Annotated in this window: 21 protein-coding genes; 4 read left to right on the plus strand and 17 right to left on the minus strand. The window is 70.7% G+C overall.

Annotation, left to right across the window (positions count from 1 at the left end; genetic code table 11):
- Positions 1-292: 292 nt before the first annotated feature.
- From whiA to B9Y70_RS09450, 11 genes are read right to left on the minus strand one after another with little or no spacing between them, the layout of a single operon-like run.
- Positions 293-1,270, minus strand: coding sequence for a DNA-binding protein WhiA (whiA, locus tag B9Y70_RS09400; RefSeq protein ID WP_420838446.1), 978 nt, complete (start codon positions 1,268-1,270; stop codon positions 293-295).
- A gap of 55 nt (positions 1,271-1,325) precedes the next feature.
- Positions 1,326-2,285 (minus strand): gluconeogenesis factor YvcK family protein, encoded by a 960-nt coding sequence (locus B9Y70_RS09405; RefSeq protein ID WP_085550003.1) that lies wholly within the window; start codon positions 2,283-2,285, stop codon positions 1,326-1,328.
- A gap of 21 nt (positions 2,286-2,306) precedes the next feature.
- Positions 2,307-3,200, minus strand: a complete 894-nt coding sequence (gene rapZ / locus B9Y70_RS09410; protein ID WP_085550004.1) for an RNase adapter RapZ — start codon at positions 3,198-3,200, stop codon at positions 2,307-2,309.
- Positions 3,197-5,230, minus strand: coding sequence for an excinuclease ABC subunit UvrC (gene uvrC / locus B9Y70_RS09415; protein ID WP_085550005.1), 2,034 nt, complete (start codon positions 5,228-5,230; stop codon positions 3,197-3,199). Before uvrC ends, rapZ begins: the two co-directional genes overlap by 4 nt.
- 1 nt (position 5,231) lies before the next feature.
- Entirely contained in the window at positions 5,232-5,771 is a 540-nt protein-coding gene (locus tag B9Y70_RS09420) for a PH domain-containing protein (RefSeq protein ID WP_420838447.1), read from the minus strand.
- A 19-nt stretch (positions 5,772-5,790) separates the two neighbouring features.
- Positions 5,791-6,267 carry a 6,7-dimethyl-8-ribityllumazine synthase gene (ribH, locus tag B9Y70_RS09425; RefSeq protein ID WP_085550006.1) on the minus strand — a complete coding sequence of 159 codons (477 nt, stop codon included), beginning with the start codon at positions 6,265-6,267 and terminating at the stop codon, positions 5,791-5,793.
- On the minus strand, positions 6,264-7,520 hold the full coding sequence (locus tag B9Y70_RS09430; protein WP_275886740.1) for a bifunctional 3,4-dihydroxy-2-butanone-4-phosphate synthase/GTP cyclohydrolase II: 1,257 nt from the start codon (positions 7,518-7,520) through the stop codon (positions 6,264-6,266). The genes ribH and B9Y70_RS09430 overlap by 4 nt, the downstream gene beginning before the upstream one ends.
- A gap of 26 nt (positions 7,521-7,546) precedes the next feature.
- A complete protein-coding gene (locus B9Y70_RS09435; protein WP_085550008.1) occupies positions 7,547-8,167 on the minus strand; it encodes a riboflavin synthase in 621 nt (206 codons plus the stop codon).
- A gap of 4 nt (positions 8,168-8,171) precedes the next feature.
- Positions 8,172-9,161 (minus strand): bifunctional diaminohydroxyphosphoribosylaminopyrimidine deaminase/5-amino-6-(5-phosphoribosylamino)uracil reductase RibD, encoded by a 990-nt coding sequence (gene ribD, locus B9Y70_RS09440; RefSeq protein WP_085550009.1) that lies wholly within the window; start codon positions 9,159-9,161, stop codon positions 8,172-8,174.
- A 14-nt stretch (positions 9,162-9,175) separates the two neighbouring features.
- On the minus strand, positions 9,176-9,832 hold the full coding sequence (gene rpe, locus B9Y70_RS09445) for a ribulose-phosphate 3-epimerase (RefSeq protein ID WP_085550010.1): 657 nt from the start codon (positions 9,830-9,832) through the stop codon (positions 9,176-9,178).
- A gap of 45 nt (positions 9,833-9,877) precedes the next feature.
- A complete protein-coding gene (locus tag B9Y70_RS09450) occupies positions 9,878-10,693 on the minus strand; it encodes a DUF4349 domain-containing protein (RefSeq protein ID WP_085550011.1) in 816 nt (271 codons plus the stop codon).
- Positions 10,694-10,860: 167 nt separating this feature from the next.
- Between B9Y70_RS09450 and B9Y70_RS09455 the strand changes: the two genes are divergently transcribed.
- The 3 genes from B9Y70_RS09455 (at position 10,861) to B9Y70_RS09465 (ending at position 13,326) form a co-directional block, all read left to right on the plus strand.
- Positions 10,861-12,003 (plus strand): hypothetical protein, encoded by a 1,143-nt coding sequence (locus B9Y70_RS09455; protein ID WP_085550012.1) that lies wholly within the window; start codon positions 10,861-10,863, stop codon positions 12,001-12,003.
- 65 nt (positions 12,004-12,068) lie between these two features.
- On the plus strand, positions 12,069-12,818 hold the full coding sequence (locus tag B9Y70_RS09460; protein WP_085550013.1) for an enoyl-CoA hydratase: 750 nt from the start codon (positions 12,069-12,071) through the stop codon (positions 12,816-12,818).
- Positions 12,819-12,828: 10 nt separating this feature from the next.
- Complete coding sequence (locus B9Y70_RS09465) at positions 12,829-13,326, plus strand: hypothetical protein (protein ID WP_159449803.1); 498 nt, start codon at positions 12,829-12,831, stop codon at positions 13,324-13,326.
- A 10-nt stretch (positions 13,327-13,336) separates the two neighbouring features.
- Here B9Y70_RS09465 and B9Y70_RS09470 read toward each other — a convergent pair whose 3' ends face one another.
- From B9Y70_RS09470 to coaBC, 6 genes are all read right to left on the minus strand, one after another.
- Positions 13,337-14,797 (minus strand): RsmB/NOP family class I SAM-dependent RNA methyltransferase, encoded by a 1,461-nt coding sequence (locus B9Y70_RS09470; RefSeq protein WP_085550015.1) that lies wholly within the window; start codon positions 14,795-14,797, stop codon positions 13,337-13,339.
- Complete coding sequence (gene fmt, locus B9Y70_RS09475; RefSeq protein WP_085550016.1) at positions 14,794-15,738, minus strand: methionyl-tRNA formyltransferase; 945 nt, start codon at positions 15,736-15,738, stop codon at positions 14,794-14,796. Before fmt ends, B9Y70_RS09470 begins: the two co-directional genes overlap by 4 nt.
- A gap of 9 nt (positions 15,739-15,747) precedes the next feature.
- Positions 15,748-16,257, minus strand: coding sequence for a peptide deformylase (gene def, locus B9Y70_RS09480; RefSeq protein WP_085550017.1), 510 nt, complete (start codon positions 16,255-16,257; stop codon positions 15,748-15,750).
- A gap of 24 nt (positions 16,258-16,281) precedes the next feature.
- Positions 16,282-18,291, minus strand: a complete 2,010-nt coding sequence (locus B9Y70_RS09485; protein ID WP_085550036.1) for a primosomal protein N' — start codon at positions 18,289-18,291, stop codon at positions 16,282-16,284.
- Positions 18,292-18,301: 10 nt separating this feature from the next.
- On the minus strand, positions 18,302-19,537 hold the full coding sequence (metK, locus tag B9Y70_RS09490; protein WP_240309215.1) for a methionine adenosyltransferase: 1,236 nt from the start codon (positions 19,535-19,537) through the stop codon (positions 18,302-18,304).
- 94 nt (positions 19,538-19,631) lie between these two features.
- Complete coding sequence (coaBC, locus tag B9Y70_RS09495; RefSeq protein WP_085550019.1) at positions 19,632-20,873, minus strand: bifunctional phosphopantothenoylcysteine decarboxylase/phosphopantothenate--cysteine ligase CoaBC; 1,242 nt, start codon at positions 20,871-20,873, stop codon at positions 19,632-19,634.
- Between the two features lie 126 nt (positions 20,874-20,999).
- On the opposite strand from coaBC, the gene B9Y70_RS09500 reads away from it, so the two are divergent.
- Positions 21,000-21,502: hypothetical protein (locus B9Y70_RS09500; protein WP_143337594.1), on the plus strand; the 503-nt coding region annotated here is incomplete at its 3' end.

Genomic DNA, 21,502 nt, shown 5'->3' on the forward strand with positions numbered 1-21,502 from the left:
GAGTACACGTCTGGATGTGACCGCACTGTCCGTCATGATGACTGCGGATCACGGCCCATCACAGAGACAGTTTAGCGGCACTTTCTCCCGCTCGCAGGGGGGAAACAGACATGCTCGGACTTTCCGGGTGCCCCTGCTCCCCCGGCCACCCCACCTGTCCGGACTTTCTTGCCGAAACTCGTTGTCATCGGGCCCGACGCGGCCCCGGTGCGCCCCGCGAACCCCCGCTCCGTGGCGGGCACCGGGGGAAGAAAATATCCGGTCCACCCCCGAATGGAACAGCCCCCGCGCCTCAGGCCCCGTCGAGGATGTCGTCGGTGACGGCCTCGTTGGTGTCCGGGATACCCAGCTCCTCGGCCCGCTTGTCGGCCATGGACAGCAGACGGCGGATGCGACCGGCGACGGCGTCCTTCGTCATCTGCGGGTCGGCGAGGCGGCCCAGCTCCTCGAGGGAGGCCTGCCGGTGCTGCACGCGCAGCTGCCCGGCCTCGGCGAGGTGCTCCGGCACGTCGTCGCCGAGGATCTGCATGGCGCGCTCGACGCGGGCGGCGGCGGCGACGGCGGCCCGGGCGGAACGGCGCAGGTTCGCGTCGTCGAAGTTGGCCAGCCGGTTGGCGGTGGAGCGGACCTCGCGGCGCAGGCGCTTGTCCTCCCACTCGAGGCGGATCTGCTGCGCGCCCATGCGGGTGAGGAGCGCGCCGATGGCGTCCCCGTCGCGGATGATGACGCGGTCCGCGCCACGTGTCTCCCGGGTCTTGGCCGTGATGCCCAGGCGGCGGGCCGCACCGACGAGGGCCAGCGCCGCCTCCTGGCAGGGGCACGTCACCTCGAGCGCGGAGGAACGCCCCGGCTCGGTGAGGGTGCCCTGCGCGAGGAAGGCGCCGCGCCAGGCGGCCTCGTTGTCGGCGACGGTGCCGGAGATCACCTGCGGCGGCAGCCCAACCACCGGATGCCCGGAGCGGGTGACCAGGCCCAGGCGGCGCGCCAGGTCCTCGGTCCCCTCGGTGACCCGCAGCAGGTGCCGGGCGCTTTTCGACGCCCCGCCCGCGCTGATCGTGTGTTCGTGCACCTCGACGCCGTAGAGCTCGACAAGCGAGTCGGCGAGGCGGCGGGCGACGTCCGCGGAGTCCAGTTCGGCCTCGAGGACGAGGCGGCCGGCGATGATCTGCATCTGGCCGGCGAAGCGCAGCAGCGCCGCGGTCTCCGCGGCGCGCGCCGACTGGCGGGTCACCGCCACCCGCGTGAGTTCGTCCTTGACTCTTGCTGTCAACGCCACAGCCTCGACTGCCTTTCTCTCGTGCCCGACTTCGAAGGTCCGATCCAGTCTAGACTGCGTCGCGGAACTGAGACGTCAGGGCCGCCGACAGCTTCGACGGATCGTGGATGTTCGTGGCCCGTCCGTCGTCACCGATGGTGCGCAGGTCGGCGTACACCACCTCCGCGCCGAGACCGGCGGCGGCGCGGGCCACGAAGTCGCGTTCGGCAGTGGTGCGGATGGTGTCGGAGTCGACGAGCACCCGGTCGATGCGCAGGGACGGGGCGTGCTGGCTGAGCATGTGGATGTGCCGCTCGGAGGAGAAGCCGTGGGTCTCCCCCAGCTCGGCCGAGAGGTTGAGCACCACGACCTTGAGCGCCGCTGTGTCGTTGAGGGCCTCGACGATGCCGGGCACCAGCAGGTGCGGAATGACCGAGGAGAACCACGAGCCGGGGCCGAGCGTGACCAGGGTGGCGTTGCGGATGGCCTCCACCGCCACCGGGCTGGGCTCCGGCTGGTCCGGGATGAGGCGCACGCGACGGACGGTGCCGGGGGTGGTCGCGACGGCGACCTGTCCCCGGACCGGGCGGATGACGCGCGGGTCGTCGTCCAGTCCGGCGACCTCCGCCTCGATGTCCAGCGGCTGGTTGCACACGGGGACGACGCGGCCGTGGGAGCGGGTGAGCTCCGCGACCTTGTCCAGGGCGGCCTGGTCGCTGCCGAGCACGGTGGCCAGGCCGGCGATGAGCAGGTTGCCCACGGCATGCCCGGCGAGGGCACCCGTGCCGCCGAAGCGGTGCTGGAGGGTCTGGGCCCACAGCTGCCCGTCCGCGTCGTCGCGGGCCAGGGCGGCCAGCGCCATCCGCAGGTCTCCGGGCGGGATGATCTCCATCTCCCGACGCAGTCGGCCGGAGGAGCCGCCGTCATCGGCGACGGTGACCACGGCCGTGATCGAGGAGGGTTCGCTCAGGCGGGCAGCGACGAGGGTCTGATAGAGGCCGTGGCCGCCTCCCAGGGAGGTGATGTGCATGGGTGGTACTCCAGGGAGGGATCAGGTGGTGGCGATGTCGCGGTGCATGACGTTGACGTCGAGGTCACCGAGCTCGGACAGGCGGCGGCCGAGCTCCTCGGAGACGGCGACGGAACGGTGGTGCCCGCCGGTGCAGCCGACGGCGACGGTGATGAAGTTCTTGCCCTCGTGGCGGTAGCCGGCCAGCATCGACTCGAACATGGACACGAAGCGGTCGAGGAACTCCCCCGCCCCCTCCTGGCTGAGCACGTAGTCGCTCACCGGCTCGTCCGTGCCGCGGAAGCCGCGGAGTTCGGGCACCCAGAAGGGGTTGGGCAGGAAGCGGACGTCGACCATGAGGTCGGCGTCGCGCGGCGCGCCGTTCTTGAAGCCGAAGGACTCGATGGTGACGTGCTGGCGGTTGTGGGCCATGGTGCCGAAGGAGGCCTCGATGGCACGGCGGAGGTCATGCACCGACAGGCTCGAGGTGTCGATGATGATGTCCGCCATCTCCCTGATGGGGTTGGTGATCTCCCGCTCGCGGTCGATGCCCACCTGGAGGGTGTCGTCGTCCTGCAACGGGTGGGTGCGGCGGACGCTGTCGAAGCGGCGGATGAGCACGTCGTCGCGGGCGTCCATGAACAGCACCGTCGGGGACATGTCGCGCTCCCCCAGATCCTTGACGACGTCGGCCAGGGAACCGCCGAAGGCGCGGGTGCGTACGTCGGTGAGGAAGGCGACCTTCTCCACCGGCGGATCCTGCGCCAGCGACTGCTCGAGGAAGGGGGCGATGAGGGTGGGCGGCAGGTTCTGGGCCACGAAGAAACCCTTGTCCTCCAGCACCTTCGCCGCGGAACTGAGGCCTCCGCCGGACATGCCGGTGATGAGGACGGGGGGCGTCGAGAAGCGGGACGGCGCGGAGGGAGGCGGGGTCATGGGGCCATACTATCGCGGGTGCCGGGGTGGAGGTGGTCGAACACCGCCGCCGCCAGTTTCGGCCCGAAGCCCTTGACCTCGGCGATCTCCTCGAGGGTCGCGGCCTTGAGCTTCTTCACCGAGCCGAAGTGCCTGACCAGTTCGGTGCGGCGGGTGGCTCCGAGCCCGGGCACGCCGTCGAGTTCGGAGACCCGCATCCGCTTCGACCGCTGCTGGCGGTGGTAGGTGATGGCGAAGCGGTGGGCCTCGTCGCGGATCTGCTGCAGCAGGAACAGGCCCTGGGAGGAACGCGGGAGGATGAGCGGATCGGACTCGCCGGGCACCCAGATCTCCTCGAGGCGCTTGGCCAGGCCGATGAGGGTGACGTCGACGATACCGAGCTCGTCGAAGACCTTCTGGGCGGCGTTGACCTGCGGGAGACCGCCGTCGACGATGAACAGGTTCGGCGGGTATGCGAAGCGGCGGGCGTCGGTGGAGAACTCCTCCACCTTCTCGTCCTCGAAGGTCTGGGCCTCGGTCTCCTCGTCGGGGACGGCGAGTTTGTCCTGGTTGTGGCGCAGGAAGCGGCGGCGGGTGATCTCCGCGATGGAGGCGACGTCGTCGGAACGGCCGTCGCCGGCGGCCTCCTTCACCCGGTAGCGGCGGTAGTCGGACTTGCGCGGCAGGCCGTCCTCGAAGACGACGAGCGAGGCGACGACGTCGGTGCCCTGGATGTGGGAGATGTCGGTGCACTCGATGCGCAGCGGTGCCTCCTCTAGTCCGAGGACCTCCTGGATGTCCTGCAGCGCCGCCGAGCGGGCGGTGAGGTCGCCGACACGCTTGAGCTTGTGCTGGCGCAGCGCCTCCTGGGCGTTGCGCTCGACGGTCTCCATGAGCGCCCGCTTGTCGCCGCGCTGCGGGACGCGCAGGTCGACGGCGGACCCACGCAGCTCGGTGAGCAGGGTCTCCACCTCGGAGCGCTCGTCGGGCAGGTGCTGGACGAGGATCTCACGCGGCACCACCGCCCCCGGTTTCGGGGGCTGCGTGGAGTACTGGTCGACGCCCCGCCGCTTGACCCGGGCGGCCTCGTCGGCGGCGTCAAGAAGCGCGCGTTCGACGGCGTCGGAGTAGAACTGGATGAGGAAGTCCTGCATGAGGGCCGCGAGGGGTTCCTCGGTGCGTTCGACGACCCAGCCACGCTGGCCGCGGATGCGTCCGCCGCGGACGTGGAAGATCTGGACGGCGGCCTCGAGTTCATCGGAGGCGACGGCGATGAGGTCGGCGTCGGTGGCGTCACCGAGGACGACGGCCTGCTGCTCCATCACCTTGTTGATCGCCCCGAGGTCGTCGCGCAGGCGGGCGGCGCGCTCGAACTCGAGGTCCTCGGCCGCCTGTTCCATCTCGCGGGTGAGCTGCCGGACGACCTTGTCGGTGTGGCCCGCCATGAAGGAGACGAACCCGTCGACGATCTCCCGGTGCTCCTCCGGGGTGACGCGGCCGACACACGGCGCAGAACACTTGTCAATGTAGCCGAGCAGGCAGGGCCGGCCCAGCTTCTCGTGGCGGTTGTACACGCCCTTGGAGCAGGTCCGCACGGGGAAGACGCGCGTGAGCAGGTCGAGGGTCTCGCGCACGGCCCAGGCATGGGAGTAGGGGCCGAAGTAGCGCACGCCGCGGCGTCGGGGGCCCCGGTAGAAGAAGGCGCGCGGAATCGTCTCCCCGGTGGAGACGGCCAGCAGCGGATAGGTCTTGTCGTCGCGGTACTTGACGTTGAAGCGGGGGTCGAAACGCTTGATCCACGTGTACTCCAGCTGCAGCGCCTCGACCTCGGAGGAGACCACCGTCCACTCGACGGAGGCAGCCGTGAACACCATCTGGCGGGTGCGCGGGTGGAGGCCCGTGACGTCCTGGAAGTAGTTCGACAGCCGCGCCCGGAGGCTGTTGGCCTTGCCGACGTAGATGACGCGCCGATTCTCGTCGCGGAAACGGTAGACGCCCGGCTCCGTGGGGATGGTCCCCGGGGCCGGGCGGTACGTGGAGGGATCAGCCATGCTAGTCCTGCGGCATGTACTTGGCCTCGAGCTCACGGAACGTCGAGACGGCCTGGACCACGGCGGGCCCGTCGGAGGCCTGCATCGCCCACATGGGCACGTACTCGAACTCGGGCAGCTCCAGGCGGGCCATGCGTGCGCCCTGCGGGAAGAACAGGCCGTACGCCACGGACCACGGGTAGAAACGGGTGCCGATGATGTTGCGGATCTCCACCCCGTCCTCGTTGGCACGGACGCGCGGGCGGGTGAACGCCAGGTACGCGAGGACGGAGATGACCACGCCGACCAGGGGGAACGCCAGCTGGTCGATGAAGGAGATCGACGCGCCGGTGAACTCGAGGTCGAGGAAGTAGCCCATGAAGATGTGCACGGCCATGACCACGACGATGCAGATCCACGCCAGGCGCTTCAGCGACGGGGAACGCACTTCCAGCTCCCACGGCTTGGTGGAGGTCATCGCGTGCGGATCGAGGGCGGCGTAGTAGGCCAGCTCCTCGTCGCTGAGCTTCCGGGAGGTCTCGGGGGCGTTATTGTCACTCACGCTCAACAGTCTATCCCCCTCAGCCGCGCAGTCGACGCAGGGTGAGCGCGGCGTCGAGGGCCGCGACCATGGCCTCCGCGCCCTTGTCCTCGACGGACCCCTCGAAACCGGCGCGGTCAATGGCCTGCTGCTCGTCGTTCGTGGTGAGCACGCCGTTGCCGATCGGGGTGGATTCGTCGAGGGCGATGCGGGTCAGGCCCTCGGTGACGGAGTCGCAGACGTAGTCGAAGTGCGGGGTGCCGCCGCGGATGACACAACCCAGGGCGACGACGGCGTCGTGGGTGCGGGCGAACTGCTGGACGACGACGGGCAGCTCGAGCGCGCCCATGACGTGCGCCTCCGAGAGCTTCTCGACGCCCGCCTCCCGCGCCGCCGCCACCGCGTTGCGGCGCATCTGCTCGCAGATCTCGGTGTTCCAGCGGGCGGTGACCACCGCGACGCTCAGTCCGGAGGCGTCGAGGGCGTCCTCGAGGACCGGCAGACCTTCCTTACTCACTTCGTGTCTCCTTCGTGGGTGCGCTCCCAGGTGTCGACGGCGGGCAGGTCGTGGCCCATCCGGTCACGCTTGGTGCGCAGGTAGCGGATGTTGTCCTCGTTGGGCTCCACCGGGATGGACGTGCGGCCGGTGATGCCCACGCCGTAGCCCTCCAGCGCGGCGCACTTGGTGGGGTTGTTGGTGAGCAGCGAGAGCGTGTCGACGCCCAGGTCCCGGAGGATCTGGCCGGCGGCAGAGTACTCGCGGGCGTCGGCGGGCAGGCCCTGCTCGAGGTTGGCGTCGACGGTGTCGAGGCCCAGGTCCTGCAGGCGGTAGGCCTCCAGCTTGGCCATGAGCCCGATGCCGCGCCCCTCGTGGCCGCGCAGGTAGATGATGACGCCCCGGCCGGCCTCCTGCACCATGCGCATCGACTCGTGCAGTTGGGGGCCGCAGTCGCAGCGGCGGGAGGCGAAGACGTCGCCGGTGAGGCACTCGGAGTGGACGCGCACGAGCACGTCCTCGCCGGTGACGTCGCCGACGGTGAGAGCCACGAATTCGGTGCCGTCGATGACGTGACGGTAGCCGTACATGGCGAAGTCGCCGTACTCGGTGGGCATGCGCGTCTCGACGAGTCGCTCCACCTGGGACTCCGTGCGACGGCGGTGGTCGATGAGCTGCTCGATGGAGATCATCGTCAGGCCGTGGGTGTCGGCGAAGCGCCGCAGCTCCGGGCCGCGGGCCATGTCGGTGGGATCGTCCTCGGAGACGATCTCGCACAGTACACCGGCGGGGCGCAGACCGGCCATGCGGGCCAGGTCGACGGCGGCCTCGGTGTGACCGTCACGGGCCAGCACTCCCCCTTCGACGGCCCGCAGCGGGACGACGTGGCCGGGGCGGGTGAAGTCGTGGCGGGTGGTCGTCGGGTTGGCCAGGCGCTGGATGGTCTCGCAGCGGGAGGTCGCGGAGATGCCGGTGGTGCCGGTGTTCGCGTCGACGGTGACGGTGTAGGCGGTGTGGCGGGCGTCCTCGTTCCGGGCCACCATCGGCGGCAGGTCGAGGCGGTCGCAGTCCGCGTTGGTCAGCGGGGCGCAGATGTAGCCGGAGCTGTAGCGCACCATGAAGGCCACGAGCTCCGGGGTGGCCAGTTCGGCGGCGAAGATGAGGTCGCCCTCGTTCTCGCGGTCCTCATCGTCCACGACGACGACCATCTTGCCGGCGGCGATGTCGGCGATGGCGTCCTCGACGGTGTCGAGGCGCAGGCGGTCGTTGTCCACAGAATCGTCAGTCACGCCAGTAGACATTAGCGTTCCGGGGTGGCAGGCTGAGCGTCGGCCCTGCCGCCGAGCATCTTCTCGACGTACTTGGCCAGCACGTCGACCTCGATGTTGACCACCGAACCCTCGACGAGTTCGCCGTGGGTCGTCTCGGCCAGGGTCGTCGGGATGAGGGACACCTCGAAGTAGTCCTCCCCCACCGCGGAGACGGTCAGGGAGGTGCCGTTGACGGCGATGGAACCCTTTTCGACGACGTAGCGCGCCAGGGCCGCGTCAAGCGAGAAACGCAGCACGTCCCAGTGCTCGGAGGAGGTGCGGCTGAGGAGGCGCGAGGTGCCGTCGACGTGGCCCTGCATGATGTGTCCGCCGAGGCGCGCGCCCGCAGCCAGGGCCCGCTCGAGGTTGACGCGGGAGCCGACCTCCAGCTGCCCCAGGCCGGTGCGGTCGAGGGACTCCTGCATGACGTCGGCGGTGAACCACTCGTCCGTGTGCTCGACGACGGTGAGGCACACGCCGTTGACGGCGATGGAGTCACCGAAGGAGACGTCGCTGAGCACCTTCCCCGCGCCGATCGTCAGTCGGAGGGCGTCACCCTGCGGCTCGAGCTTGTCGACGCGGCCGATCTCCTCCACCAGTCCTGTGAACAACTGTTCAGTCCTTTCGGGTCATCTCTAGTAGCACGTCATCGCCCAGCCGGGTGATGCGCGGGGTGCCGAAACGCACGGCATCGGTGATGGTCAAGCCCACGGCCCCGGCGAGGACACCGCGGCCCTGTCCGAGCAGGGTCGGCGCGATGTACGCCTGGATGTGGTCGACCAGTCCGGCCTCGAGGAAGCCGGAGGCCAGCTGGGCCCCGCCCTCGACGAGGACGTCGCGGGCGCCTGTCTCCCACAACTGCCACAGGGCGTCGGGAATTCCCCGGTACTGCTCAAAACCGAGTCGGTGCAGGTTGGGGGCGTGGCCGGCGAGGGATCGTCCGCCGATGACCACGCGCCGGGGCTGGTTGGGCAGCTCCCGGTCGCCGTCGCGGGCGGTGAGCGAGGGGTTGTCGGCGATGGCGGTGCCGGTGCCGACGATGATGGCGTCGCGCTTCGTCCGGTCCCGGTGGACGTGCCGGCGGGCCGTCTCACCGGTGATCCACTGGCTCGACCCGTCGAGGGCGGCCGTGAAACCGTCCAGGGTCTGCGCGAACTTGAGGGTCACCGAGGGCCGGTTACGGTGGACCGACGTCAGCCACGGGATGAGCGCGTCCACCTCATGGTTGAGGCACTCGGCGTTGACGCCGTTCTCCCTCAGGAAGTCCGCACCGCCGGTGGCCACCGGATTGGGGTCCGGCTGACAGTAGTAGACGGTGTCGATCCCGGCGTCGAGAAGCGCCTGCGAGCAGGGGCCGGTCCGGCCCTGGTGATGGCACGGCTCGAGGGTGACCACGGCCGTGCCGCCCGCGGCCCGCTCCCCCGCCTCACGCAGGGCCATGACCTCGGCGTGAGGGCCTCCAGCGGGCTGGGTCGCGCCCTGGCCGACGAGCTCGCCGGTGCGGTCGAGGATCGCAGCCCCGACCGGCGGGTTGGGGCTGGTGTGCCCGCGCACGCCCTCCCCGCGTCCGAGGGCGGCGGCGAGGGCGCGGCCGATGTCCTCCATGATCGTCGACCGTCCTAGACGGTGGCCAGACGGCGCAGATTGTCGACGGCCTCCGCCGGGTCCTCCTTGCCGTACACGGCGGAACCCGCGACGTAGGCGTCGCAGCCGGCCTCGGCGGCCTGCGCGATGGTCTTCTCGGAAATGCCGCCGTCGATCTCGATGAGGGTGGTCAGCCGGTTGTTGTCGATAGCCTCGCGCAGGGTGCGGACCTTCTCCAGCTGGTCCGGCATGAAGGACTGGCCGCCGAAACCCGGCTCGACGGACATGACGAGCACGAGATCGAAGAAACGCAGGTCCGCCAGGTAAGGCTCGATCGGGGTGCCCGGCTTGAGGGAGAACCCGGCCTTCACACCCTTCGACTTGATGTGCTTGGCCAGTGCGACGTGGTCGGCGGTGGCCTCGACGTGGAAGATGACGCAGTCCGCGCCGGCGTCGATGTAGTGGTCGACCCAGTCCTCCGGGTTCTCGATCATCAGGTGCACGTCGAGGTGCTGATCGGTGATCCGGTCCACCGTCTTCGTGATGTCCGGACCGAAGGAGAGATTCGGGACGAAGTGTCCGTCCATAATGTCCACGTGGATCCAGTCCGCGTTCGCCACGGCGCGGACCTCCTCGCCGAGCTTCGAGAAATCAGCCGCGAGAATGCTGGGTGCGATGATCGGAGATGCCATGGCAACGAGTGTACGCGGGTGGCGTGAGGGGGCGGAAAAGCCTGGTCAGCTGTCCCCGCTCGCCCTCCGCCGCCGCCGGCGCCGGACCACCGCCACCACTACGGCGATGACGGCACCGAGCACGACGAGCCACGGCAGCAGACCGACGAGCACGATGACCATCGTCTCCAGGGAGGTGAGGAAGGCCTGCCAGGACCGCTCGACCACGTTCGGCGGAAGGTAACCGTCGTCGTCGACGCTGAAGGTCACCGTGAGGGTCGACATGCCCACCTGGTCCTGCAGGTGGTCGAGCTGCGCGGTGAGCGAATCGAGCTCCCCCTGCCGCTGGGTGAGCATTTCCTCGGCGCGGACCAGGTCCTCGACGGAGTCGGCCCCGGTCATGAGCTCGGTGAGCCGGTCGATGGACGTCTGCAGCGCGTCCCGACGGGCCTGGAGGTCGACGCGTTCCTGCGTGACGTCCGTGGCCTGCGTCGACTGGGCGACCACCTCCCCGAAATCCGCCAGGGCGTCGACGACCGCCTCGTACCTCTCCGCCGGGACCCGCGCCGTCACCACCGCGCGCGGCTGGTCACCCCGCGTGCCGGTCTCGGAGAACTCGATCCGCCCGCCCTCCTCGCGGACGGCCGCGGCGAAATCCGCCGCCGCGGACACCGGCTCCCCCGTCCGCACCGAGGCGATGCCGGTGGTGATGACATCGTTGCTTATCGACGCCCCGTCGTCCCCCGCCGGCCCCGCCGGTTCCGCCTGCCCGACGGCCCGCTCACCGGGGCTGACGTACGTCTCATGGAAGGAGTCGGAGCCGCAGGCGCTGACGAACAGTGCCAGCGCGACCGCGACGAGAACACCCCTGATCGCTTTCATGGCCCCACTCTATCGGGGAACCGCAGCCCGACGACGTTACCTGATGCGGGTGACACGGGGCGTCGGGAAGCGGCAGGTTATCCACAGGCCCGGCCGGAGGGCCGGGTTATCCACAGAAACCGTGAGACGCCGGAGCGCGGGGTGGCGAAAGGTGGTGGGGTGAGGGCATGACCTACCGGACACTGACCATGACCCTCACCGGGGCGGAACGCCCGTTCGTGCGCTCCCTGACCTTCCGCGACGACATGACGGGCGACGAGCTGCTCGACCGCCTGTGCCTCGCGCTCGGCCGCTACCCCACCCCGGACGCGCTGTTCCGGGTCGGCGACACCTATCACGCGCGCCACGCCTACCACTTCGACCATCCCGACCTCCACGACGAGATCATCACCGGGCCGCTGCCGGAGGAGCTGTACGGGATCGACTTCCTCCTCCACCGCACCGACGGCTGGATCTTCCGCCTCGACATCGTCGACGAGCATTCCCCTCACTGGGCGCGTGACGGTGAGCAGCCGCCGGTCATCCTCCGCGACACCACACCGCTGCTGCCCGGCCCGAAACTGCGCCTGCCCGAGTTCAACGCGCTGACCCTCGCCCACGACGACCGCCCGCTCCCGCCGGATCTCGAGCGGATGATCGTCGTCGACGCCCTCGAGGGGCTGCTGACCCCGGAGGTCGCCGACGTGGAAGCCGCGATGGAGCTCTACACCGTCCTCCGCGCGGAGGGCCGGCAGGCGGAGCTGGCCGCCCACCACCGCTTCCTCTCCGGGCTCCCCGACCGGGAGATTCTCTTCGACCTGCTGCGCCGGGCCACCTCCGACAAGCCCCCGCGGGTGACCAAGTCCGGGTACCTGCCGGTGGGGGTGGTCCGCGACCTCGTCGACACGTACCCCGCCCTCTACCCCGTCCCGCAGCGCAGGAACAGCCACTACGCCTACGGCCCGATCATCGGCACCGCCCGGGAGGCGACCACTCTCACCAGCGTGCTCGAGGTCGGCGCCGAGGCGGGCCTGCTCATCGTGGAACCGGGCGAGAGCCTCCGCGCCACGGACCTCGGTCGGACCCTGCTCACCGGGGATGGAGACACCTACCCGGACCTCCAGGCCCGCCTCCTCCGGGCCTGGATCGGCCGGCCCGTCGCGCAGGTCCCCACGGACCCGGGCGGTCGACGCCTGACCTTCCGCGAGTACCTCGACCGGCAGCGTCCGACGGACCGGGAGATCGACGCGGACACCTACGGCCGGGTGCAGGCCCAGCACCGCCGCCCGCGGCCGGCACCCCTGCCCGTGGAGCGGGACATCCCGTTCTGAACCCGGATGGGGCAAGATGTGAGGTCGCAGAAACTTTCTCCCCTCCCCGGAAGGATCGCCCCGCCGTGACCACCCCGCTCGTCCACACCGCCGACCACGCCGAGGGCCGGGTCCGCGCGATCAAGCTGGACAACCACGCCAAGCGCAACAAACTCGATATCGCCATGTGCGACGCCATCGAGGAGGCCATGCTGGCCGCCGTGGAGGACGGGGCGCGGGTGGTGCTCCTCCACGGCGACGGCACCGTCTTCTCCGCGGGGGCCGATCTCTCCGGCGACGTCTACGCCGGCGGCTTCTACCCGCGTCTGCTGCAGATGCTGGGCACCATCCAGACCCTGCCCATCCCGGTCGTCGCCTGGATCAACGGCCCCGCCATCGGGGCCGGCACCCAACTGTCCATGGCCTGTGACCTGCGCGTGGTCAACGACACCGCGCTGTTCCGCGTCCCCATCGTCGACGTGGCCATCGCGCTCGACGAGGTGACGATCCGCACCCTCGAGCACCTCGTCGGCGGGTCCGTGGCCCGCGCCATGCTGTTCACCGGGGCGGCCCTGTCCGCCGAGGACGCCGTCCGCTCCGGCTACGCGGTGCAGGCCGGCGGCTTCGACGACGCCCTCGCCCTGGCCGAGCTCGTCGCGTCGAAGGCCCCGCTGACCCTGCGCCACCTCAAGTACGAGTTCGCCCACACCTCGCACTCCCCCTACACCGAGGAGCAGCGCCGGGAGGCGGCCGCCGCCGCCTGGCACTCCGCGGACGTCGCGGAGTCGCGTGCCGCCCGCGCCGAGAAGCGCACGCCGACGTTCACCGGCCGCTGACCCGATGTCGATGTCCCGTCGCGTCCTCCTCGGTGCCGCCCTCGTGGTGGCGCTTCTCGGGGCGCAGCTGGCGCTGCTCGCCTGGGAGCGCAGCGACCCGGAACAGTTCGGCGTCCGGGACCGCATCCCCACCACCCCGTCCACGTCATACACCCCGGCACCCACCGACGAGGTGGAGATCCTCTCCGCCCGCCCCGACTACCGGGAGCTGCGCCACCGCGTCGAGGACATGCGGGACCGCTACCGGGAGGAACCCGCCACCACCGACGAGGACTACCACCGGACCTTCCTCTACCTGCTCGCCGACCAGCTCGGGGCGATGCGCTTCGAGGCGAATCGGGGCGGCACCGCGCGCCAACACGAGCGGACGCTGCGCGAACGGCGGGAGAAGATCGAGGAGCTGGAACGCCGCTACCTCAACAGCGAGCCCCTGGGCAGCGGGATGCGCATCCACCGCCCGGACGGCACCGTCTTCGAGCACGACGGCCGCCCGCACACCGCGGGCTGACCGCCGGGAACTACTGCGCCTGCCCGGCCTTGCGCAGCACCGCGAAGAACATGGCGTCGGTGCCGTGGCGGTGGGGCCACATCTGCACGCTCCGGTGCGAACCGACGTCCTCCATCGGGGCCACGAGGCCGTGGGCGTCGAGTTCCTCGGCACCGAGCTCCGCGACCGCCCGGTCGACGACGGCCCGGGTCTCCCGCAGATCCGGCGAACACGTCGAATAGACGACGACACCCCCGGGCCGCACCAGTTCCAGGGCGGAGGCCAGCAGCTCGTACTGCAACGGCGCCAGGCCGGCGATGTCACCCTCGGCCTTGCGCCAGCGGGCCTCCGGGCGGCGCCGCAGGGCGCCGAGGCCGGAGCAGGGGGCGTCGACGAGCACGCGGTCGTAGCCGGGGGTCAGCCCCGGGGAACGGCCGTCGGCCACGTGGACGGTGACGGGCAGGTCACGGGTGGTCTTCTCGACGAGCTTGGCGCGGTGCGGGGAAACCTCGACGGCGTCGACGTGGGCGGCGTCGATACGCGCGAGGGCGCCCATGAGCGCGGCCTTGCCGCCGGGGCCGGCACACAGGTCGAGCCAGCGGCCGCCGTCCGGCCCGTCGAGGGGGGCCTCGACGACGGCGCGGGCGATGAGCTGCGAGCCCTCGTCCTGCACGGCGGCCAGCCCCTCACGGACGGGCTCGAGGTCACCGGGGTCGCCGGAGGCGAGGTGCACGGCATAGGGTGAGTAGGTGCCCTCCTCACCGCCGGTCATGAGCGCGAGCTCCTCCGCGGAGATCTCACCGGGGCGGGCGACGAGGTGGACGGTGGGGCGCTCGGAGTCGGCCCCGAGGGCCGCGTCGAGGTCGCCGAGGCCGAGGACCCGGGAGAACGACTGCGCGATCCACTCCGGGTGCGCGTTGCGGAACGCGGCGGCCGCGATCTCCCCGGGCGGGGTGAGCTTCTCGATCCACGCCGCGGGCTTCGTCCGCGAGATGGTGCGCATGATGCCGTTGGCGAAACCCTTGGCCTTCTCCTGCCCGGCCGCCTCCACCAGACGCACCGTCGTGTCGACCGCGGCGTGCGGCTCCACCCGCGTGTACAGCAGCTGGTAGGCGCCGAGGCGCAGCGCATCGAGCACCTCCGGGGCGATCTGGTCGAGCCCGCGGGAGGAGCACTCCGCGATGACCGCGTCGAGCACCCCGAGGGTGCGCAGCGTGCCGTAGGTGATCTCCGTGGTGAACGCCGCATCCCGGTCGGTGATGTTCCGCTCGCGTAACATGCGCGGCAGGATGAGGTTGGCGTAGGCGTCGTCCTCCCGGACACGGGTGAGCACGTCAAAGGCCAGCAGACGCGGCTTATCGACGCCCGCCGTGTTCCGCCGGGGCTTCTGCGACTTCTGCGACTTCTGGGGCTTCTGCGCCCTCTGCTTCGGGGCCTGCTTCGCCGGCTCCTGTCGGCTGGACCTGGCGCGGGACCGGAATCCTCCGCTCATTCGAAGCTCACCTTCTCCCCTGCCTGGAGGGCCGCGTTGCCGCGGGCCCAGTCGGCGGCGTTCATCATCTTCTTGCCCGGCGGTTGCGCCTGCCCGAGGACGACCGCCCCGGTGCCGGTGCCGACGAGCACCTCGTTCTTGCGCACCTCGATCTCGCCGGGGGCCAGGTCGGCGTCGGCTCCGAGGGTGACGGGGCCGACCTTGACGCGGTCGTCGGCAAGCATCGTCCACGCGCCGGGCCCCGGGGTGTGCGCCCGGATGTGGCGGTCGACGGCGAAGTCGGGCTGCGACCAGTCGACGCGCGCGTCCTCGGTGGTGATCTTGGGGGCGTAGGTCGCCTCACCGGTCTGCGGCTGCGGGACCAGCGCCCCGGCCGCGAGGCCGTCCATGGTGGCGGTGAGCAGATCCGCACCGGAGTAGGCGAGGCGGGTGAGCAGGTCGTCGGCGGTGTCGGTGCCGCGGATCTCCTCGGTGACCGTGCCCAGGACCGGGCCGGTGTCGAGGCCCTCCTCGATGCGGAAGGTGGCGGCACCGGTGATGTCGTCGCCCGCGCGGATGGCGGCCTGCACCGGAGCAGCACCCCGCCACGCCGGGAGCAGGGAGAAGTGCAGGTTGATCCAGCCGTGGGTGGGCAGGTCGAGCAGATCGGCGGGGATGAGGTTGCCGTAGGCGACGACCGGGATGGCGTCGGGGGCCAGCTCGGCGAGGCGGGCGCGAATGGCGGCGCCGTCCTCCGTGCCGTCCTTGAGCGTGGTCGGGGTGAGCACCTCGATGCCGTGCTCGCGCGCCAGGGCGCTCACGGGCGAGGGATGCAGGGTGCGGCCGCGGCCCCGACGGGCGTCGGGACGCGTGAGCACCGCGACGACCTCATGATCCGAGGCCAGCAGCCTCTCCAGGGCGACGACAGCGGGTTCCGGGGTACCGGCGAAAATCAGGCGCATGCCTCTCCTTTACTTGTTGAACCACTCGGAGGTACGGATGGTGGCCATCGCTTCCTTGCGCAGCTCCGGGGTGAGCCGCCGGAGGAAGAGCACGCCGTCCAGATGGTCGGTCTCGTGCTGGATGCAGCGGGCCATGAGCCCGGAGGCGACCATGGCGAGCGGATTACCGTCGACGTCGACGCCGGTGACGCGCACCGTCTCGTGGCGCTGCGTGTCGGCGGAGACGTCCGGGATGGACAAGCAGCCCTCCGGCCCCAGCTGCATCTCCTCGCCGACGGGCTCCCACACGGGGTTGATGATGTGGCCGCGCAGGCCGTCCTCGATGTGGCTGCAGTCGTAGACGAAGACGCGGCGGGTCAGGCCGATCTGGTTGGCGGCCAGGCCGACGCCGCCGGCCTCGTCCATCGTCTCGAGCATGTCCTCGACGAGGACACGCAGGGAATCATCGAACTCGGTGATCTCGTCCGACCGGGTCGTCAGGACGGGATCACCGAACAGGCGGATCTCGCGGAGTGTCATGGGGAACAGTCTACGTCCCCGTCATCAGCCGATATGGACGGGATCAACCTGGATCCGCAGCGGCAGGTCCTCCCGCCGCCCGGCCTTGGCCACCACCGCCGCCCGCAGGGAACGCCCCAGGCCGGAGCGGGGCCCCAGCGGGGCGCGCAGGAGGAGCCGCTGGGGCGGGCCGTGCTTCGCCTCGTCGTAGTCGCCGGGCAGGGTGACACCCGGGGGCAGGTCAACGGGCCCGAGAACCTCGACACCCGGGGGCAGGTCCGCGTGCTCCCGGAAGGCGTCGAGGGCGGCGTTCGCCCCGTCGACGGCGGCCATGTGGACGGCCGGGGGAAAGCCGACGTCCCGCCGCTGGGCGAGTTCCCGCGCCGCCGCGCCCACCATGTCCCAGCGGATGAAGGACTGCACCACCGGCAGACCCGGGTCGGCGACAACGACCACCTCCCCGCTCCGGAACGCGGGCGCGACGAGGGTGGCCACCGCCGCCCACTTCGCCAGGGTGTCCTCGGTGGCCCGCAGGTCCTGGCGCCCGAGCAGCGCCCACGTGTCGAGCAGCACGCCGGCCCCGTAGGTCGCCCGGGGTTCCGCACCGGGCGTGGCCACGACGAGGGCCTTCCCCTGCGGCACGGTGTCGAGCACCCGGTTCCCGCCCGAGGTGATCACCCGCACCCCCGGGAAGGCGCGGCCCAGCTCTTCGGCGGTGCGGTCGGCGCCGAGGACGACGGCGCGCAACTTCACCGAACCGCATTCCCCGCAGCGGTGGCGGGCGTCGGGGGCGCCGCACCAGCGGCAGGTGGGCACGCCGGCGTCGGTGCCCGCGGGCAGGCCGAGCGGACCGTTGCACTGCCGGCAGCGGGCGGGGGCGCGGCAGGAACCACAGGCCAGAGTGGGTACGTAGCCCTTGCGGGGCACCTGCACCAGGGCGGGTTCGCCACGGTCGAGCGCCCCGCGCAACGCCTCGAAGGCGATCTTCGGCAGCCGCGCGGAGGCCGCCAGGGGGTCGCGTTCCAGCTCGAAGTCGGAGTCGCCGACGGCCCGGATGAGCGGCGCTTTCCGACGCACCGTCTCCCGCGCCGCCACCAGTCCGTGCGCCCATCCCGATTCGACGAGGAGCTGGGCCTCCGCCGAACGCGTGTGCCCGGCGAGGATGAGGGAGCAGCCCTCCTGGGCGCTGCGGGTGGTGAGCACCTCCCGCGCGTGGACGTAGGGGGCACGGGGGTCGACGAGGTTGTCGTCGCCGTCGTGGAGGATGACCGCCAGACGCAGGTCCTCCACCGGAGCGAACGCCGCCGAGCGCGTGCCGATGACCAGGCGTCCCTGCCCCGCCAGCACCGACAGGAATCGCCGGTAGCGGGCCTGCGGGCCCTGCGCCGCAGTGAGTACGGTGATCTGCTTGGCTCCCACCAGCTCCCGCAGCGCCGCCTCCAGCGTATCGACGTCCCGCTGGTCCGGCACCACGATGAGCGCCCCGCCGCCGTCGATGACCACCTTCACCGCCAGGGCGGCCAGGGCGTCGGCCCACGAATCCCCGGGCGCGATCTGCCACACCGCCCGCGCCGTCTGCCCGGCCAGCACCGCGTCGACGAAGGACTGCCCGTACTCGTAGGCGGCCCACGCCGACAGGTCCGGCTCCCCCGCCTCCCCCAGATCCTCCCACGGGACGGACACGTCGGCCTCCTCCGCGCGGGCGTGCCGGGACGGCACGGCCGCGCGGACGAGATCGGAACGATTGCCGGCATAGCGGTCGGCGAGGGCGTCGATAAGCGCGGCCGTCCGGGGCGGGTAGACGACATCCGGGGAGATGATCCGCTCGATCCAGCTGAGCTGCCCCTCATGATCCGTGTGCGCGACACGCTCCAGCAGCAGCGCGTCGACGAGGCGACCGGCGAAGCGGATGCGCACCCGCACGCCCGGCTGGGCGATGGCGTCAAGATCCGCGGGCACCCGGTAGTCGAAGGGACGGTCGAGGTGCGCCAGGCCCAGTAACGGCAGAACCCGCGCCACCGGCAGGTGCTCTGCGGGGACGCGGGGGGAGGCCATGCCGACCACTCTAGCCGTCGATCGCGGCCTTGAGCTGGTCCACCCGGTTGGTGCGCTCCCACGGCAGATCCAGGTCGAGGCGACCGAAATGACCGTAGGCGGCGGTCTGACGGTAGATCGGCTGCAGCAGGTCGAGCTCGCGGATGATCGCGGCCGGACGCAGGTCGAAGACCTCCTCGACGGCACCCTGGATGTCGGCGTCCGTCAGACCCTGCGCGGCGGTGCCGAACGTCTCCACGTACAGGCCCACCGGCTTCGCGCGGCCGATGGCGTAGGCCACCTGGACCTCGACGCGCTCGGCCAGACCGGCGGCGACGATGTTCTTCGCCACCCAGCGCATGGCGTACGCGGCGGAACGGTCCACCTTCGACGGATCCTTGCCGGAGAACGCGCCGCCGCCGTGGCGGGCCATGCCGCCGTACGTGTCGACGATGATCTTGCGGCCCGTCAGACCCGCATCACCCATCGGGCCGCCGAGAATGAAGGACCCGGAGGGGTTGACGAGGAGGGTGAGCTCGTCGTCGACCATGTCGGTGATCCCCGCGTCGGCGACGACCCAGTCGAGGACGTGCTCGCGCAGCTGCTCCGCCAGCCACTCCTGGGACACGTCGCGGTCGTGCTGCGTGGAGATGACCACCGTGTCGAGGCGGACCGGTCGGTCCTGCTCGTCGTACGCGAACGTCACCTGGGTCTTGCCGTCCGGGCGCAGATGCGGGACGATGCCCTCCTTGCGCACCTGGGTGAGGCGGCGCGCGAGACGGTGCGCCAGCGCGATCGGCAGCGGCATGAACTCCGCGGTCTCGTTGCTGGCGTAACCGAACATGAGGCCCTGGTCGCCGGCGCCCGCGCGGTCGTCCTCGTCGATCTCCTCGCCCTCGAGGATGGAACGAACCTCGTGGGAGGTGTCCACGCCGTGGCCGATCTCCGGGGACTGCTCACCGATGGCGATGTTGACGCCGCAGGTCGTACCGTCGAAACCCACCTCGGAGGAGGTGAAACCGATGTCGACGAGGGTCTTGCGCACCAGCTGCGGGATCTCCACGTAACCGGAGGTGCGCACCTCACCGACCACGTGCACCTGGCCGGTGGTCACCAGCGTCTCCACGGCGACACGCGCCGACGGATCCTGCTCGAGCATGGCGTCGAGAATCGTGTCGGAGATGGCGTCGCAGATCTTGTCCGGATGCCCCTCGGTGACGGACTCGCTGGTGAACAGACGGATGGTGGCGGGCTTGTCGAAGGCCACCTGCGTGGTGGCGGGATTCTCAGTCACGGGCTGATCCTTGTCGGCGTTAATCAATGATACGACCGCCCAATATAGACCAAGCTGTCTGTGTCGGTCAATTGCGCAGCTTATCGACGCCCGCCAGAATCCGCGCCGCCACCACATGCTTCGACCCGTCCGGAACCTCCTCGACACTGCCGTCCGCCCCGAGCAGCCACCCCTGATTCCGGGCCTGCCCGAACACCTTGCCCTCCCCCACCTCGTTCGCCATGAGCAGGTCACAGCCCTTGCGCCGCAGCTTCGCCTGCGCGAACTCGAGGGCGGAGGTGTCGGCGTCGCCCGTCTCGGCGGCGAACCCGACAATCGTCGTGCCGACCGGGACCGCGCCCTGCCGCCGCTGTTCGACGGTGGTGGCCAGAATGTCCGGATTCTCGACCAGCTCCACCGTCATCAGCGCCGCATCATCCTGCCCCTTCTTCATCTTCGCCCCCGCCTCGCTCACCGGGCGGAAATCGGCGACGGCCGCCGCCATGATGATGACATCCTGTTCGGGGGCCCGCTTCTCGACAACCCCCGCCATCTCCCGCGCACTCGTCACCCGGTGAATACGCGCCCCCGAAGGGGTCGGCAGATCGTCGGTGGCACCGGCGACGATGGTGACCTCCGCGCCGCGGTGCGCCGCGATCTCCGCCAGGGCGAACCCCTGCCGCCCCGAAGAGCGGTTGCCCAGGAAACGCACCGGATCGAGGTTCTCCTGCGTGCCGCCCGCGGTGATGAGCACCTTCCGGCCCCGCCAGTCGGGCGTGAGGTCCGCCCCGTCGAGGACCGCGCGGACGAGCTCCGCGATCTGGTCCGGCTCCGGCAGGCGGCCGGGGCCGGTGTCCTTGCCGGTGAGACGTCCGTGGGCGGGTTCGAGGACGATGACGCCCCGCTCCCGCAGGGTCGCCACGTTCGCCTGGGTGGCCGGGTTCCACCACATCTCCGTGTGCATCGCCGGGACGACGATGACCGGGCACGTCGCCACGAGCACCGTCGCCGTGAGCAGGTCATCCGCCCGGCCGGCCACCAGGCGGGCCATGACGTCGGCGGTCGCGGGGGCGATGACGACGGCGTCCGCCTCCTGGCCGACCCGCACGTGCTGCACCTCGTCGACCGCGTCGAAGACGGTGGTGGACACCGGATGGCCGCTGAGGGCCTCGAAAGTGGCGGCCCCGACGAAATTGAGGGCGCTCGGGGTGGGCACGACGCGTACGTCATCCCCCGCCTCCTTGAGGTCCCGCACCAGGTGACACGCCTTGTAGGCGGCGATTCCCCCGGACACTCCGACGACGATGCGACGCGGCTGATTCTCACTCATGGATCCGACTCTACGTCAAGGGCGGGGTTCGGCGGGACGGCCGTTTCTGTGGATGGTTGGGGGTTATCCACAGGCCGGGTTGGTTGCTTATCGACGCCCGCGTGATTGCCGTTTAGTGTCCGGGGCATGGACGTGGTGGAGATGATCGAGGCCCTGGGGGATCAGGGTGTGCAGACGCTGGAGGCTGTCGCCTCCGGACGTCTGCCACGCGATACGGTCTCCCGTCTCCTCGGTTCCTCCACCGCCGGGACGTGGGTGAAGATGGCCGGGAAGTACTACGGGCCCACCCGGTACAAGAAGTTGCAGGCCGCGGCGCGGGAAGCGGGTCGGGGGTTGTCGATCACCTCCCTGGAACGCATCGAGAAGCACCTGCGGTCGCTGCTGCGCGGTGCGTCGGTGACGGTGGAGGAACTCCGGGTGGACCTGTGCGGCCTGCGGGGCACGGTCGATGAGATTGATCGGGCGGCCGCCGCCCGGGTCCGTGAACACAACCGCACGGTCAAGGATGCGGCGGCGAAGGCCTACGGCAAACGCGCCCTACGCGGGGGTAAGAACACCGACGCCCTCGGCATGCGCACCCTGACACTCACTCTGCCGGAACGCCAGATCTCCCACATCATCGCCACCCT

The sequence above is a fragment of the Corynebacterium pollutisoli genome, from assembly GCF_900177745.1.
GTDB lineage: Bacteria > Actinomycetota > Actinomycetes > Mycobacteriales > Mycobacteriaceae > Corynebacterium > Corynebacterium pollutisoli.

Bases quoted from the DNA above. Each gene is read 5' to 3' on its own strand.
- fmt (WP_085550016.1), bottom strand. From the start codon at position 15,738: ATGCGCCTGATTTTCGCCGGTACCCCGGAACCCGCTGTCGTCGCCCTG.
- B9Y70_RS09470 (WP_085550015.1), bottom strand. From the start codon at position 14,797: ATGAGCGGAGGATTCCGGTCCCGCGCCAGGTCCAGCCGACAGGAGCCG.
- B9Y70_RS09465 (WP_159449803.1), top strand. From the start codon at position 12,829: ATGTCCCGTCGCGTCCTCCTCGGTGCCGCCCTCGTGGTGGCGCTTCTC.
- def (WP_085550017.1), bottom strand. From the start codon at position 16,257: ATGACACTCCGCGAGATCCGCCTGTTCGGTGATCCCGTCCTGACGACC.
- coaBC (WP_085550019.1), bottom strand. From the start codon at position 20,873: ATGAGTGAGAATCAGCCGCGTCGCATCGTCGTCGGAGTGTCCGGGGGA.
- ribD (WP_085550009.1), bottom strand. From the start codon at position 9,161: ATGGAGGACATCGGCCGCGCCCTCGCCGCCGCCCTCGGACGCGGGGAG.
- B9Y70_RS09450 (WP_085550011.1), bottom strand. From the start codon at position 10,693: ATGAAAGCGATCAGGGGTGTTCTCGTCGCGGTCGCGCTGGCACTGTTC.
- B9Y70_RS09485 (WP_085550036.1), bottom strand. From the start codon at position 18,291: ATGGCCTCCCCCCGCGTCCCCGCAGAGCACCTGCCGGTGGCGCGGGTT.
- rapZ (WP_085550004.1), bottom strand. From the start codon at position 3,200: ATGACCCCGCCTCCCTCCGCGCCGTCCCGCTTCTCGACGCCCCCCGTC.
- B9Y70_RS09455 (WP_085550012.1), top strand. From the start codon at position 10,861: ATGACCTACCGGACACTGACCATGACCCTCACCGGGGCGGAACGCCCG.
- uvrC (WP_085550005.1), bottom strand. From the start codon at position 5,230: ATGGCTGATCCCTCCACGTACCGCCCGGCCCCGGGGACCATCCCCACG.
- rpe (WP_085550010.1), bottom strand. From the start codon at position 9,832: ATGGCATCTCCGATCATCGCACCCAGCATTCTCGCGGCTGATTTCTCG.
- B9Y70_RS09405 (WP_085550003.1), bottom strand. From the start codon at position 2,285: ATGCACATCACCTCCCTGGGAGGCGGCCACGGCCTCTATCAGACCCTC.